The following is a 12261-nucleotide window of genomic DNA, read 5'->3' on the forward strand; positions in this document are numbered from 1 at the left end:
TTTATCCTCGTAAGGTCGCGGTTAACCCTTTCTGGCAGGCATACTGCTGCGCGAAGTCCAGCAGGGCAGGGTTATCCAGCGGTTTGTCAGGGGCAGAGTAGGGTTGGCCGAGCAGGGTGTATTTGTTCATGCCCAGCGTGTGATACGGCAGAAAATGAATATCGTGAACGCCGAGTTCGTCGGCGGCGAAATTGGTAATGGCGGTAACCGACGCTTCATCGGCGTTAAAGCCCTGGATCAGCGGCACGCGAATGGTGATTTTTTTCCCGGCGGCGGCCAGGCGCTTCAGGTTGTCCAGGATCCGTTTGGCTGAGCCATCGGTCCACTGTTTAAATACGTCACTGTCCACATGTTTCAGGTCCGCCAGGAATAGATCGACATACGGCAGTGACGGCTCGATATAATGCCATGGTACGTGAAGGCAGGTTTCAACGGCGGTATGAATGCCTTGTTCATGGCTGGCTTTAAACAGGGCATGTGCCAGCGCCGGGTTCATGAACGGCTCGCCGCCGGAGAGGGTGATCCCGCCGCCGCTGCGGTCGTAGAAGGGCTTGTCGCGCAGCACGGCGGCCATAATCTCCTCCACCTGCTTCTCTTCACCGCAGACGGTAAGCGCCTGGGTCGGGCAGCAGTCGGTGAGGGCAGTGAGCGTCTCGTCGTTAAGCTTCTCACGATGAATGACCAGCCCGTTCAGCGCGCGTTCAACACACCCCGGCGCGGCCTGCTGACACAGGTCACAGCCGTCCAGGCACAGACGGGCATCAAACAGGACGTCCCGCGTGCGGGAGCGGCTTTCCGGGTTCTGACACCAGCGACAGCCCAGCGAGCAGCCTTTCAGGAATACCACGGTTCGAATACCGGGACCGTCGTGGGTGGAGTAACGCTGTATATTGAAGATCATTTTCTTGCCCTCGAATTACATATGAAGATTAAATTACTTTCGAATGAAAGTTATCTTGATATGGGTCAATTCCTGAGCAGGTTTTGCTGTGATAGGGTAAGTGCAGGCTAATTTTGAGGGTGACATCATGGAACTTTATCTCGACACATCTGACGTTGCGGCAGTCAAAAAGCTGGCGCGTATCTTCCCGCTGGCGGGCGTGACCACTAACCCAAGCATTGTGGCGGCGGGTAAAACGCCTCTGGAAGAGCTGCTGCCCGCGCTGCACGACGCGCTGGGCGGCAAGGGCCGCCTGTTCGCTCAGGTGATGGCGAAGACCGCCGAGGGAATGGTGGAAGACGCACGTAAGCTGCGCGCGATAATCAATGACCTGGTGGTGAAAGTGCCCGTGACCGCTGAAGGGCTGGCGGCGATCAAAATGCTGAAAGCAGAAGGGATCCCGACGCTGGGTACGGCGGTGTACGGCGCAGCACAGGGGATGCTCTCCGCACTGGCGGGGGCTGAGTATGTGGCTCCTTATGTGAACCGCGTGGACGCGCAGGGCGGGGATGGGATCCAGACGGTGGTCGAACTGCAACAGTTGCTGACCCTGCATGCCCCGCAGTCAAAAGTGCTGGCGGCGAGCTTTAAAACCCCGCGCCAGGCGCTGGACTGCCTGCTGGCAGGGTGCGAATCCATCACGCTGCCGCTGGACGTGGCGCAGCAGTTTATTACCTCTCCGGCCGTGGATGCGGCAATTGTGAAGTTTGAGCAGGACTGGCAGGGGGCGTTTGGACGGACGTCTATTTGACGCTGTTGCCGGGTGGCGCTGACGCTTACCCGGCCTACGCTCGGGCCGTTGTAGGTCGGGTAAGGCAAAGCCGCCACCCGACTTTTTTACTGGCTACACACCTCACACCCGGGGTTACGCATCAGCTTCATCTCGCGGAACTGGCAGGTCATCGCGTCATACATCACGATTTTACCCGCTGCGGGCGTGCCGTAGTGCGCCAGCACTTTGATCGCCTCCATCGCCTGCAAGGAACCGATAACGCCAACCAGTGGCGCCATCACGCCCGCCTCGACGCAGGTCAGCGCATTCTCGCCAAACAGACGGCTCAGGCAGCGGTAGCAGGGCTCTCCTTCAGCGTAGGTGAAGACGGTGATTTGCCCCTCCATGCGAATGGCCGCGCCGGAAATCAGCGGCGTTTTACGGGCAAAGCAGCCCGCATTGAGCTGGTTGCGAATGGCGACGTTATCGGTGCAGTCCAGCACCAGGTCATGCCGTGCAATCTGCGCAAACAGCGCGTCGTCATCCAGCATCGCGTCAATCAGGGTGAACTGAACGTTGGGGTTAATGCGCGCCAGCGCCGTGCGTGCTGATTCCACTTTAGGCTGACCGACCGTCGCGTCGCTGTGCAGCGTCTGGCGTTGCAGGTTGGACACCGACACGGTGTCGAAATCCAGCAGCGTCATGCTGCCGACACCCGCCGCAGCCAGGTATTGCGCCGCTGCGCAGCCCAGCCCGCCCAGGCCCACAACCAGCACGCTGGCCGCCTTGAGCGCTTCCTGGCCCTCGAAATCAAACCCGCGTAGCACGATCTGGCGGTTATAGCGCATCATCTCCGGGTCGCTCAGTTCCACCGTCATGTCAGCCTCCGAACAGGTGGTTAAAGCGTTCCACTTCAACCCATTCGCCCGCCGCAACGTGGCCGCGATCGCGCTCCAGCACGATAAAGCAGTTCCCCTGACTGAAGGAGCTAAAGATGTGCGAACCCTGATGCCCGGTAGTGCTCACCTCCAGCTCGCCGTCGGCGTTGCGCGCCAGAATGCCGCGCTGGAAATCGAGACGGCCCGGTGATTTTTTGAGGCGCGTTGCCGCCCGCACGCGCACACGCTCCGGCAGCGGGCTGGCATTGTTGCCTGAAAGCTTCGCCAGCAGCGGGATCACCAGCTGGTAGAAGGTAAGCGCGGCGGAGACCGGGTTACCCGGCAGGCCACAGAACCAGCTGTGCGGAAGTTTGCCAAACGCGAACGGTTTGCCCGGTTTAATCGCCAGCTTCCAGAAGGCGATTTCGCCCAGCTCTTCAAGCAGGGTTTTGGTGTAATCCGCTTCGCCAACCGATACGCCGCCGGAGCTGATCACCACGTCGGCAGAGGCGTCAGCGTCGATAAACGCCGCGCGCAGTTTTTGCGGATCGTCAGGAATGATACCGAGGTTAATCACCTCACAGCCCAGCTGCTCAAGCATCAGGTGCACCGCCAGACGGTTGGTGTCGTAAATCTGCCCCTCGTTCAGTGGCTGACCCGGAAGCTGTAGCTCGTCTCCCGTGGAGAACACCGCCACGCGCACTTTGCGGACCACGTCAATCTCCGCGATGCCAAGCGATGCCAGCACCGGCAGTTCGGCGACCGTCAGCTTTTGCCCGGCGGCAAAGACCGTTGCGCCCAGGGTAATGTCTTCCCCGATGTGGCGGATATTTTGTCCCGCTTTGACGCTGGCGGTAAAGCGCACGCCGTCGTCCGTTTGTTCGGTCTCTTCCTGCATCACCACGGCTTCACAGCCCTTTGGCACCGGTGCCCCGGTCATAATGCGCACGCAGGTGCCCGCTGGCCACTCACCGTTGAACGGCTGCCCGGCAAACGCTTTACCTGCCACCGGCAGCGGCTGACCCGTTTGCAGATCCGCCAGACGTACGGCATAGCCGTCCATCGCCGCGTTATCGAACCCCGGCACGTTCAGCGGCGAGACGATATCGCGCGCGGCAATACGGCCAAAACAGCGCACAAGCGGCAGTGTCTCAACGTCGTGCTGTGGAGTAATACGATCAAGCATCTGCGAGAGTGCCGTCTCAAGCGGCATCAGTCCGGCGGTAAAATCCATGGTGGGCTCCTGCGGAGTAACAACGAAAGCGCTCATTATGGCAGAAAAGTGCGGCTAACTGTATGACCCGATGGGTGTACGCTTTACATCACAGTTGCGTCTTTCTATATTCAAAAATCATCTGAAGATTCGTCGACGATAATGATATTTATAGAAAAAGCAGCCAGCCAGGCTGATGGGTGATGCGAAATGAGTAAAGCGGTTATCGCAATTCATGGCGGTGCCGGGGCAATCACCCGTGCACAGCTCAGTCCCGAGCAGGAGAAGCGTTATATTGATGCGCTGAACGCCATTGTGGAAACAGGCCAGCGGATGCTGGAAGCGGGCGACAGCGCGCTGGACGTGGTGACCGAAGCAGTACGTCTGCTGGAGGAGTGCCCGCTGTTTAATGCCGGTATTGGCTCGGTCTTTACGCGCGATGAAACGCACGAGCTGGATGCCTGCGTGATGGACGGCGTCACCCTGAAGGCGGGCGCGGTAGCGGGTGTCAGCCGTCTGCGTAATCCGGTGCTGGCCGCGCGTCTGGTGATGGAACAAAGCCCGCATGTGCTGCTGGCCGGGGCGGGGGCGGAAAAATTTGCCGTCGAGCACGGGATGGACACGGTCTCGCCCGATCTTTTCTCCACCGAGGAGCGTTACCGGCAACTGCTGGACGCCCGTACAGCGGGGATGACGCAGCTGGACCATGCCGCGCCGCTCGATGAACGCAGCAAAATGGGCACGGTAGGCGCGGTGGCGCTGGATAAAGCCGGTAACCTCGCCGCCGCGACGTCGACAGGCGGTATGACCAACAAACTTCCCGGTCGCGTCGGCGACAGCCCGCTGCCGGGGGCCGGGTGTTACGCCAATAACGCCACCGCGGCGGTGTCATGCACCGGCACCGGCGAAGTGTTTATCCGCGCGCTGGCGGCCTACGACATTACCGCGCTAATGGATTACGGCGGATTAAGCCTGAGTGAGGCCTGCGAGCGGGTAGTGATGGAGAAACTGCCGGCGCTGGGCGGGATTGGCGGCTTAATTGCGGTGGATCGGGAGGGCAACGTGGCTCTGCCGTTCAACAGTGAAGGGATGTACCGGGCGTGGGGGTATGCCGGCGATGCGCCCAGCACAGGCATTTATCGTGAATAAGGGGGCATTGCGTGCCGCACCGTGAAGAGCTGGACAACTGCGAAGTGCTGGCTGTCCACCAACTGAATATTGCGTTTCAGGAAGAGCGGCAGTTCATCCCCGCAGTACAGAATTTATCGTTTTCGCTCAGGCGCGGCGAGACGCTGGCGATTGTTGGCGAATCAGGTTCCGGTAAATCCGTTACCGCGCTGGCGCTGATGCGTCTGCTTGAGCAGACGGGCGGGCAGGTCACCAGCGAGCGGATGCTGTTGCGCCGTCGCAACCGTCAGGTTATCGATCTCAACGAGCTCAGTGCGTCCCAGATGCAGGGGGTGCGCGGGGCAGATATTGCGATGATTTTTCAGGAGCCGATGACCTCCCTGAACCCGGTTTTTCCGGTGGGCGAGCAGATTGCCGAATCTATCCGCCTGCATCAGGGACTGAGCGGTGATGAGGCGCTCAACGAAGCAAAACGGATGCTGGAGCTGGTGCGTATCCCTGAGGCGCACGCGATTTTGTCCCGCTATCCGCATCAGCTTTCCGGCGGCATGCGCCAGCGGGTGATGATTGCGATGGCGCTGTCGTGCCGTCCGGCGGTGCTCATTGCGGACGAACCCACCACGGCGCTGGATGTCACCATTCAGGCCCAGATCCTGCAACTGATTAAGGTGTTGCAGCAGGAGATGGAGATGGGGGTGATTTTCATCACCCATGATATGGGGGTGGTGGCGGATATTGCCGATCGGGTGCTGGTTATGCATCAGGGCAATGCCGTGGAAACCGGCACGGTGGAGCAGGTCTTTCATGCGCCGGTGCATCCTTATACCAAAGCGCTGCTGGCGGCGGTCCCGCGTCTGGGGGCCATGAATGGCAGTGATTTTCCGCGCCGTTTTCCGCTGATCTCACAGACCGAACAGGGCCAGCAGGAAGACGAAACCGAACAGGATACGGTGGTTCCCGGCAGGCCAATTCTCGAAGTGCGTGACCTGGTGACCCGTTTCCCGCTGCGTAGCGGGATCCTCAATCGCGTGAAGCGCGAAGTGCATGCGGTTGAAAACGTCAGTTTTGATCTCTGGCCGGGCGAAACGCTGGCGCTGGTGGGGGAGTCCGGCTGCGGTAAATCCACCACCGGACGGGCGCTGCTCAGGCTGGTGGCGTCGCAGGAGGGGAGCATCACCTTCAACGGTGAGCGCATCGACACGCTCCCTAACAGTAAATTGCAGGCGGTGCGCCGGGATATTCAGTTTATATTCCAGGATCCTTATGCGTCGCTCGATCCGCGCCATACGGTGGGGTACTCGATTATGGAGCCGCTGCGGGTGCATAACCTGCTCGACGGTGAAGCCGCGCAGCGCCGCGTCGCATGGCTGCTGGAGCGCGTGGGCCTGAAGTCGGAGCATGCCTGGCGTTATCCGCACGAATTTTCTGGCGGTCAGCGTCAGCGTATCTGCATTGCGAGGGCATTGGCCCTCAATCCGAAAGTGGTGATTGCGGATGAGTCCGTGTCAGCGCTGGATGTCTCTATCCGCGCGCAAATTATCAATCTCCTGCTCGATTTACAGCGGGATTTGGGCATTGCGTTTCTGTTTATCTCCCACGATATGGCGGTGGTGGAGCGGATCAGCCATCGCGTGGCGGTGATGTACATGGGGCAAATTGTTGAAATCGGCCCCCGTCGGGCGGTGTTTGAAAACCCGCAGCACCCTTACACCCGCAAGCTGATGGCTGCCGTACCGGTTGCCGATCCTGAGCATCGTCACGCCCAGCGCGTGCTGTTGCAGGACGAAATGCCGAGCAATATTCGTAAACGGGGCGAAACCCTGGAGCGCGTGGCGCTGCGTGAGGTGGGACCCGGTCATTTTGTCGCACCACCGCGTCAGGGCAATGCATTCTCGCGGTTATAACTTACAACAGGCAGGAGAACACAATGGTTCCTTTTGTTGCTCGTAAATGGCTGCTGGCCGCGAGCGTGACGGCTGCGCTGGCCGCCGCCCCCGCGTTCGCGGCGAAAGATGTGGTGGTGGCTGTGGGGTCTAACTTCACGACCCTGGATCCGTATGATGCCAACGACACTCTTTCTCAGGCGGTGGCAAAATCCTTCTACCAGGGGCTGTTCGGCCTGGACCGCGAAATGAAGCTGAAAAACGTGCTGGCGGAAGGCTATACCGTGTCGGACGACGGGCTGGTCTATACCGTTAAGCTCCGTACCGGCGTGAAGTTCCAGGATGGCACCGACTTCAACGCCGAGGCGGTTAAGGTCAACCTGGATCGTGCCAGCAATCCGGAAAACGGTCTTAAACGCTACAACCTGTATAAAAATATCGCCCAAACCGAGGTGGTTGATCCGGCAACGGTGAAGATCACCCTCAAAGAGCCGTTCTCGGCGTTTATCAATATCCTGGCGCATCCCGCGACGGCGATGATTTCGCCCGCCGCCCTGAAAAAATACGGCAAAGAGATTGGATTCCACCCGGTGGGGACCGGACCGTACGAACTGCTCACCTGGAACCAGACCGATTTTGTGAAGGTGAAAAAATTCGCCGGATACTGGCAGCAGGGGCTGCCGAAGCTGGATACCATCACCTGGCGGCCGGTAGTGGACAATAATACCCGCGCCGCAATGCTGCAAACCGGCGAAGCGCAGTTTGCCTTCCCGATCCCGTACGAACAGGCGGCGCTGCTGGCGAAAAACAGCAAGCTGGAACTGGTGGCCAGCCCGTCGATCATGCAGCGCTACATCAGCATGAACGTTACGCAGAAACCGTTTGATAACCCGAAGGTGCGTGAAGCCATCAACTACGCCATTAACCGCCAGGCGCTGGTGAAGGTGGCCTTTGCCGGCTACGCCACCCCGGCGACGGGCGTGATGCCGCCAACCATTGAGTACGCGCAAAGCTATCAGCCGTGGCCTTACGATCCGGCGAAAGCGCGGGAACTGCTGAAAGAGGCGGGCTATACGAACGGCTTTAGCACTACGCTGTGGTCGTCGCATAACCACAGTACCGCGCAGAAGGTGCTGCAATTTACCCAGCAGCAGTTGGCGCAGGTGGGCATTAAAGCCAGGGTTACGGCGATGGATGCCGGACAGCGAGCGGCGGAAGTGGAAGGCAAAGGACAGAAAGAGAGCGGCGTGCGGATGTTCTACACCGGCTGGACGGCTTCAACCGGAGAAGCGGACTGGTCCCTGTCGCCGCTGTTTGCTTCCCAGAACTGGCCGCCAACGCTGTTCAATACCGCGTTCTACAGTAATCCGCAGGTGGATAAAGATCTGGCCGATGCCCTGAAAACCACCAAACCGGAAGAGAAAGCACGCCTGTACAAAGAGGCGCAGGACATTATCTGGAAAGAGTCGCCGTGGGTGCCGCTGGTGGTGGAAAAACTGGTCTCAGCCCACAACAAAGCGCTGACCGGTTTTTACATCATGCCGGATACGGGCTTTAGCTTTGATGACGCGGATTTGAAATAAAACTCATGCTGAATTATGTGTGTAAACGCCTGCTGGGGCTTATCCCGACGCTGCTGATTGTGGCCGTGCTGGTGTTTTTGTTTGTCCATATGCTGCCCGGCGATCCGGCGCGTTTGATTGCCGGACCGGAAGCGGATGCGACGGTTATTGAACTGGTGCGTAAACAGCTCGGTCTTGACCAGCCGCTGTACAGGCAATTTCTGCGTTACATTGGCAATGTCCTTCAGGGCGATTTCGGCATCTCAATGGTGTCGCGTCGTCCGGTGTCGGAGGAGATTGCCAGCCGCTTTATGCCTACCTTCTGGTTAACGATTGCCAGTATGAGCTGGGCGGTTGTCTTTGGCCTGGGCGCGGGGATTGTCGCCGCCGTCTGGCGCAACCGCTGGCCGGATAAGCTCGGTATGGCGCTGGCGGTCACCGGCATCTCTTTCCCGGCGTTTGCGCTGGGCATGCTGCTGATGCAGATTTTCTCCGTCGAGCTGGGCTGGTTGCCGACCGTCGGGGCCGACACCTGGAAGCACTACATTCTGCCCTCTATGACGCTAGGCGCGGCCGTTGCGGCGGTTATGGCCCGATTTACCCGCGCCTCGTTTGTCGACGTGCTGAGCGAAGATTACATTCGCACCGCGCGGGCAAAAGGGGTGAGTGAGAAATGGGTCATTCTGAAGCATGGTTTTCGTAATGCGATGATCCTGGTGGTCACGATGATGGGGCTACAGTTCGGCTTCCTGCTGGGGGGCTCTATCGTGGTTGAGAAGGTCTTTAACTGGCCGGGGCTGGGGCGCCTGCTGGTCGACTCGGTCGATATGCGTGACTATCCGGTTATTCAGGCTGAAGTCCTGCTTTTCTCGCTGGAGTTTATTCTTATCAACTTAGTGGTGGATGTGCTGTACGCCGCCATTAACCCGGCCATCAGGTATAAGTAAGATGCGATTACTGAACTGGCGTCGCCAGGCCATTTTAAACGCTATGCCGGGGATCAGGCCGGACCATATTCGCACCCCGTGGGTTGAGTTCTGGCGTCGATTCCGTCGTCAGCCCGTCGCTATGGTCGCCGGGTTGTTTGTGTTACTGCTGATCCTGGTGGCGATTATCGCCCCCTGGATAGCCCCGTTTGATGCGGAAAACTACTTCGACTACGACCGGCTGAACGATGGTCCGTCGATGATGCACTGGTTTGGCGTGGACTCGCTCGGGCGCGATATTTTTAGCCGCGTGCTGGTAGGGGCGCAGATCTCACTGGCGGCCGGGGTCTTCGCGGTGCTGATGGGCGCAGCAATTGGCACCGTGCTGGGGCTGGTGGCCGGGTACTACGAAGGCTGGTGGGACCGCATCATCATGCGTATCTGCGACGTGCTGTTTGCCTTTCCCGGTATTCTGCTGGCGATTGCCGTGGTGGCGGTGATGGGCAGCGGCATGGCGAACGTCATTATCGCCGTGGCGGTATTCTCGATTCCCGCTTTCGCGCGTCTGGTACGTGGCAACACGCTGGTGCTGAAGCAGCAGACCTTTATCGAGTCGGCGCGCAGCATGGGAGCCAGCGATGCCACCATCCTGTTCAGCCATATTCTGCCGGGAACGGTCTCGTCTATCGTGGTCTATTTCACCATGCGCATAGGCGTGTCGATTATCTCGGCGGCCAGCCTGTCGTTTCTGGGGTTAGGGGCACAGCCGCCGACGCCGGAGTGGGGGGCGATGCTGAACGAGGCGCGGGCGGATATGGTGATTGCGCCACACGTGGCGATCTTCCCGAGCCTGGCGATTTTCCTGACCGTGCTGGCGTTTAACCTGCTGGGGGATGGGCTGCGCGACGCGCTGGATCCGAGGATTAAGGGGTAGTGCAGTGAAATGTGCCGGGTGGCGGCTACGCCTTACCCGGCCTACAAAAGGGAAGCAGGGTGTTTAAACCCGGCTACCCCACAGGTCATACTCATCCGCGTTTTCAACCTTCACGCGAATAATATCACCCGGCTTAACCTGTGTTTCGCCGTTCAGGTACACCGCGCCGTCGATTTCAGGCGCATCCGCCATGCTGCGGCCAATCGCGCCTTCTTCGTCCACTTCGTCGATAATCACCAGAATTTCGCGGCCCACTTTCTCCTGCAAGCGTTCAGCCGAGATCTGCTGTTGCAGCTGCATAAAGCGGTTCCAGCGCTCCTCTTTTACCTCTTCCGGCACCTGGTCCGCCAGCTCGTTGGCGGTTGCGCCTTCAACCGGGCTGTACTTGAAGCAGCCGACGCGATCCAGACGCGCCTCTTTCAGGAAGTCGAGCAGCATCTGGAAATCTTCTTCGGTTTCACCCGGGAAGCCGACAATAAAGGTGGAGCGCAGGGTCAGATCCGGGCAGATCTCACGCCACTGCTTGATGCGCGCCAGTTGGCGATCCACGGAGCCAGGACGTTTCATCAGCTTCAGAATACGCGGGCTGGCGTGCTGTAGCGGGATATCCAGATACGGCAGGATTTTGCCTTCCGCCATCAGCGGGATCACATCGTCAACGTGCGGGTAAGGATAGACGTAGTGCAGGCGCGTCCAGATCCCGAGCTTAGCCAGCTGCTCGCACAGGCCGACCATGCTGGTTTTCACCGGCTCGCCGTTGTGGAAACCGGAGCGGTGTTTGACGTCCACACCGTAGGCGGAGGTGTCCTGGGAGATGACCAGCAGCTCCTTCACGCCCGCGTCGGCCAGGCGTTTGGCTTCTGCCAGCACCTCGCCAATCGGACGGCTCACCAGATCGCCACGCATCGACGGGATGATGCAGAAGGTACAGCGGTGGTTGCAGCCTTCGGAAATTTTCAGGTAGGCGTAGTGGCGCGGCGTCAGCTTCACGCCCTGTTCCGGCACCAGGCTCAGGAACGGGTTGTGCTTTGGTTTGGGGACGTAGTGATGAACATGTTCCAGCACCTGCTCGTAGCTGTGCGGGCCTGTGATCTCAAGCACTTTCGGGTGCACTTCGCGGATCTGATCCACCTTCGCGCCCAGGCAGCCGGTGACAATCACTTTGCCGTTTTCCGTCAGGGCTTCACCAATGGCTTCCAGTGACTCCTGGACCGCGCTGTCGATGAACCCGCAGGTGTTGACGATCACCATGTCGGCGTTGTCGTAGCTTGGCACCACGTCATAGCCTTCAGTGCGAAGTTCAGTCAGGATGCGTTCGGAGTCCACCAGGTTCTTCGGGCAGCCGAGGGAGACAAAGCCGATTTTCGGCGGGTGCGTAACATTGCTCATAGGTTAAAAATTCATCAATTATGGAGTTATCAGGGCGGGATTTTACAGCGTATCGCGGGGGATTTATACACTCTTGATGGCGCAGTTGAGGCGGGCAATCGTTGTAACATTGTAAAGAATGTTAATCAGTTATCGTTTATTGATCTCAGGCATTACATTGTACAAAAAATGACCTTATCCTTAATAAGGTAACATGGCTGACAGGGGAGGAAGTAGCATGTCCGTTGACAGACTGAAACGCGATCTGCTTAACAATCTGATCAACGCCCGAATCGACCTGGCCGCATATCTGCAACTCCGCAAGGCGAAAGGGTATATGTCAGTCAGCGAAAGCGAAAATCTGCGTGATAACTTCTTTGAACTTTGCAATTTCATGCGTGAAAAAGCACCCATCCTGAAAGCGCACTGCGCTGAAAGCGAATTAGTGGCGCTGCGCCGCGCCGCCGAGGTGCTCTCCATCGCCGGAGTCTGTTTGATGAACGGACGTCACGACTGCCCGAATTTTATTGCCGTTAACGCGGAGAAGCTTGAAAACTGCCTGACCACGCTCGCGCTTTGCATCATGTGTCTGAACAAGCCGGAAACGCTTGCCCGGCACTGAACCCGGGGGAGGCAACTCCCCCTTCTGATTAAGCTTTTGTAAAAGTGGTAACGCACCCGGGAACAGTGGCTAATCTTTAAGCCATATGTCGATAA

The 12261-nt window shown here is 58.8% G+C and carries 11 protein-coding genes; 7 read left to right on the top strand and 4 right to left on the bottom strand.

What is annotated here, in order from left to right:
* Position 1: 1 nt before the first annotated feature.
* A complete protein-coding gene (locus KTH07_RS04625) occupies positions 2 to 901 on the bottom strand; it encodes a glycyl-radical enzyme activating protein (RefSeq protein WP_023296177.1) in 900 nt (299 codons plus the stop codon).
* 127 nt (positions 902 to 1028) lie between these two features.
* On the opposite strand from KTH07_RS04625, the gene fsa reads away from it, so the two are divergent.
* Positions 1029 to 1691 (top strand): fructose-6-phosphate aldolase, encoded by a 663-nt coding sequence (gene fsa / locus KTH07_RS04630; RefSeq protein WP_017384896.1) that lies wholly within the window; start codon positions 1029 to 1031, stop codon positions 1689 to 1691.
* A gap of 86 nt (positions 1692 to 1777) precedes the next feature.
* On the opposite strand, the gene moeB is transcribed toward fsa, so the two are convergent.
* Positions 1778 to 2530: a molybdopterin-synthase adenylyltransferase MoeB gene (gene moeB, locus KTH07_RS04635; RefSeq protein WP_017384895.1), complete on the bottom strand. Its 753-nt coding sequence runs from the start codon at positions 2528 to 2530 to the stop codon at positions 1778 to 1780.
* A gap of 1 nt (position 2531) precedes the next feature.
* Positions 2532 to 3764 carry a molybdopterin molybdotransferase MoeA gene (gene moeA, locus KTH07_RS04640; protein ID WP_017384894.1) on the bottom strand — a complete coding sequence of 411 codons (1233 nt, stop codon included), beginning with the start codon at positions 3762 to 3764 and terminating at the stop codon, positions 2532 to 2534.
* 189 nt (positions 3765 to 3953) lie between these two features.
* On the opposite strand from moeA, the gene iaaA reads away from it, so the two are divergent.
* The 5 genes from iaaA to gsiD are packed head-to-tail and all read left to right on the top strand — an operon-like array spanning position 3954 to position 10176.
* Entirely contained in the window at positions 3954 to 4892 is a 939-nt protein-coding gene (gene iaaA, locus KTH07_RS04645; RefSeq protein ID WP_017384893.1) for a beta-aspartyl-peptidase, read from the top strand.
* A gap of 11 nt (positions 4893 to 4903) precedes the next feature.
* Positions 4904 to 6775 carry a glutathione ABC transporter ATP-binding protein GsiA gene (gene gsiA, locus KTH07_RS04650; RefSeq protein ID WP_032620016.1) on the top strand — a complete coding sequence of 624 codons (1872 nt, stop codon included), beginning with the start codon at positions 4904 to 4906 and terminating at the stop codon, positions 6773 to 6775.
* Positions 6776 to 6798: 23 nt separating this feature from the next.
* A complete protein-coding gene (gsiB, locus tag KTH07_RS04655) occupies positions 6799 to 8337 on the top strand; it encodes a glutathione ABC transporter substrate-binding protein GsiB (RefSeq protein ID WP_032634035.1) in 1539 nt (512 codons plus the stop codon).
* Positions 8338 to 8342: 5 nt separating this feature from the next.
* Positions 8343 to 9263, top strand: coding sequence for a glutathione ABC transporter permease GsiC (gene gsiC, locus KTH07_RS04660; RefSeq protein WP_032620011.1), 921 nt, complete (start codon positions 8343 to 8345; stop codon positions 9261 to 9263).
* Position 9264: 1 nt separating this feature from the next.
* Positions 9265 to 10176: a glutathione ABC transporter permease GsiD gene (gene gsiD / locus KTH07_RS04665; protein ID WP_015571027.1), complete on the top strand. Its 912-nt coding sequence runs from the start codon at positions 9265 to 9267 to the stop codon at positions 10174 to 10176.
* A 63-nt stretch (positions 10177 to 10239) separates the two neighbouring features.
* Here gsiD and rimO read toward each other — a convergent pair whose 3' ends face one another.
* Complete coding sequence (rimO, locus tag KTH07_RS04670; RefSeq protein WP_017693743.1) at positions 10240 to 11565, bottom strand: 30S ribosomal protein S12 methylthiotransferase RimO; 1326 nt, start codon at positions 11563 to 11565, stop codon at positions 10240 to 10242.
* A 217-nt stretch (positions 11566 to 11782) separates the two neighbouring features.
* Between rimO and bssR the strand changes: the two genes are divergently transcribed.
* Positions 11783 to 12166: a biofilm formation regulator BssR gene (gene bssR, locus KTH07_RS04675; protein WP_217310888.1), complete on the top strand. Its 384-nt coding sequence runs from the start codon at positions 11783 to 11785 to the stop codon at positions 12164 to 12166.
* Positions 12167 to 12261 lie beyond the last annotated feature (95 nt).

It is taken from the genome of Enterobacter cloacae complex sp. ECL72 (genome assembly GCF_019056635.1).
GTDB classification, from domain to species: Bacteria; Pseudomonadota; Gammaproteobacteria; order Enterobacterales; family Enterobacteriaceae; genus Enterobacter; species Enterobacter hormaechei_C.

Coding starts and splice junctions, on each gene's coding strand:
- moeB (WP_017384895.1), bottom strand. CDS start 2,530: ATGACGGTGGAACTGAGCGACCCGGAGATGATGCGCTATAACCGCCAG.
- gsiC (WP_032620011.1), top strand. CDS start 8,343: ATGCTGAATTATGTGTGTAAACGCCTGCTGGGGCTTATCCCGACGCTG.
- gsiB (WP_032634035.1), top strand. CDS start 6,799: ATGGTTCCTTTTGTTGCTCGTAAATGGCTGCTGGCCGCGAGCGTGACG.
- gsiD (WP_015571027.1), top strand. CDS start 9,265: ATGCGATTACTGAACTGGCGTCGCCAGGCCATTTTAAACGCTATGCCG.
- KTH07_RS04625 (WP_023296177.1), bottom strand. CDS start 901: ATGATCTTCAATATACAGCGTTACTCCACCCACGACGGTCCCGGTATT.
- rimO (WP_017693743.1), bottom strand. CDS start 11,565: ATGAGCAATGTTACGCACCCGCCGAAAATCGGCTTTGTCTCCCTCGGC.
- fsa (WP_017384896.1), top strand. CDS start 1,029: ATGGAACTTTATCTCGACACATCTGACGTTGCGGCAGTCAAAAAGCTG.
- iaaA (WP_017384893.1), top strand. CDS start 3,954: ATGAGTAAAGCGGTTATCGCAATTCATGGCGGTGCCGGGGCAATCACC.
- moeA (WP_017384894.1), bottom strand. CDS start 3,764: ATGGATTTTACCGCCGGACTGATGCCGCTTGAGACGGCACTCTCGCAG.
- bssR (WP_217310888.1), top strand. CDS start 11,783: ATGTCCGTTGACAGACTGAAACGCGATCTGCTTAACAATCTGATCAAC.